This is a genomic window from Dapis hubbardiae BLCC-M172 (genome assembly GCF_050016015.1).
Taxonomy (GTDB): Bacteria; Cyanobacteriota; Cyanobacteriia; order Cyanobacteriales; family Microcoleaceae; genus Trichodesmium.
In genome coordinates, this window is sequence record NZ_JBNHEQ010000191.1 from 15,730 (window position 1) to 17,731 (window position 2,002).

The window sequence follows — 2,002 nt, forward strand, 5'->3', positions numbered from 1 at the left end:
GCACCTACGACTATTGGTCAACCAGTAAGTCAACCTGTAACACCTACAACACCTGGGACTTTGGGTCAAGAAGCGAGTCAACCTGTAACACCTACAACACCTGGGACTTTGGGTCAAGAAGCGAGTCAACCTGCATCTCCTCCGGAACAACCTAAAGATACTAGCAAAATGCGACATCGGGTTAGTGTGAGGGATGAAATCTATACCAAGTTAAAAGAAGAGTCTAAGCGTCAGGGTAAACCAGTAGTTCAATTAGCAACTGAAGCAATTGCAGAATACCTAGAGAAAATTAGGAAAAATGAAAGCCCAACTACTACTGATGAAACTAATTTTTAGATAACTATTCAGCTGTCAGCTCTCAGCCATTAGCTTCGGACAAAATGAAATCCTATGGCAGTATTAAAAGACTAAAGTAAAACCCACATTCCGCAAGTTACGTCTAGATATAGCGGTTTTAAAAAGTTAACACACCATTAGTAGTGTATAAGTACAAATCCTTACGCTATTAGTAGTGATCAAAGCCTAGAGCTAAACGCTACCCATAGTGGTGCGGAATGTCGGGTAAAATGCTCAAGCATGGATCAAATGAAATCTGAAGACTTCTGCTATCTATAGCAAATGTGTTTTTGTAATTAAAAAAAAAGGCTGAATGCTGACATTTTTAGGTTCCCTCTGGAGAAAATCCACGTCTAAAAATAAGTCTGTGGGATAAATATGCGCATAAATGTTGTGGCATTTAAAGAGCTAATAACTGAAACTAAGTAATTATAAAAATAGACACCTTTTAGTTTAGGCAAATTAGCTGTATTATAGTAGTGCGCTATGGCATATTTAAACATTATCTTTTGTACACATTTTCGCTTACTACACTTAGATTTATTAGTTGTAAATACCTGAGGGAGAAGCGCTATAACTATCATAAAGAGCAACTTCAGTAGTCCTGAAGATAGCGATAAAACTAAAAATTAGCCGTAAAATACTTTAAAGGCAAACAAATAAATGGAAATAGCTTTGTTACTATTTCCATTTAATTAGAAAATGCTAGGTTTGATTCTGATTTAATCTTAATAGTTAGAAAAAAACTATCCCACACATCAACAGTTTTTTACTGTCTCTGCATCAGATTAACGATCCAAAGTGAGCAATATTGTAACTATTAAATTTTTTCTAGAATGGCTGATTTGCAAAGATTAGCGATCGCTCCTCAGCAAATTGATCGACAACAGGTTTTTCTAACTGTTGAACAACAGCATTATTTAGGGCGAGTGTTACGACTGGGGATAGGAGACCAGTTTATTGTAATGGATGGAAAGGGTAAATGGTGGTTAGCTAAACTTACACCAGATATTTCTGGAAAAACTGAATTAACTGCTGTTTTAGAACAAGAAATTTCGATTCAAAATGAATTACCAATAGAACTGATTCTAATTTCTGCTTTACCTAAAGGAAATAATTTTGATGAAGTTGTGCGACAAAGTACGGAATTAGGAGTAACTCATATTTTGCCAGTTATTAGTTCTAGAACTTTGCTTAAACCAAGTCCGCAAAAGTTAAAAAGATGGGGAAAAATTGCCAATGAAGCTGCAGAACAATCAGAGCGTCAAGTAGTTCCAAAAATTAGAGAAACTGTAGAATATTCTGCCGCTTTATCATTGTTTGAACATCAAAATTTGTCTACTAAATATCATAAGTATATATGTGTGGCTCGTAATAATTATCCGCTTTTACTGGAGAATTTATTGGATACTGAATCAGTAGAATCAGTTGTAATTGCTACGGGTCCCGAAGGAGGTTGGACTAATGGGGAAATAGAAGCAGCGATCGCTACAGGTTTTCAAGCTGTTTCTCTTGGTAAGCGTATCCTCAGAGCAGTTACAGCTCCTTTAGTTGCATTATCTCTAGTTGCTGGTGTATTGGAGAGACAAAAAATATATAGCAATAGTGATAGTTGAATAATTTTTTAGTTTTTCATTCACAATAAAGAAAATTCTGTTGTGAAAGT

At 35.6% G+C, this 2,002-nt stretch carries 1 protein-coding gene and 1 pseudogene; both read left to right on the forward strand.

All coding sequences use genetic code 11. The features are described 5' to 3' along the window. Window positions 1-336: pseudogene (locus ACP6PK_RS17270) on the forward strand (hypothetical protein); the annotation flags it as partial. Window positions 337-1,172: 836 nt separating this feature from the next. Continuing rightward, window positions 1,173-1,952 carry a 16S rRNA (uracil(1498)-N(3))-methyltransferase gene (locus ACP6PK_RS17275; protein ID WP_426561174.1) on the forward strand — a complete coding sequence of 260 codons (780 nt, stop codon included), beginning with the start codon at window positions 1,173-1,175 and terminating at the stop codon, window positions 1,950-1,952. Window positions 1,953-2,002: the final 50 nt, after the last annotated feature.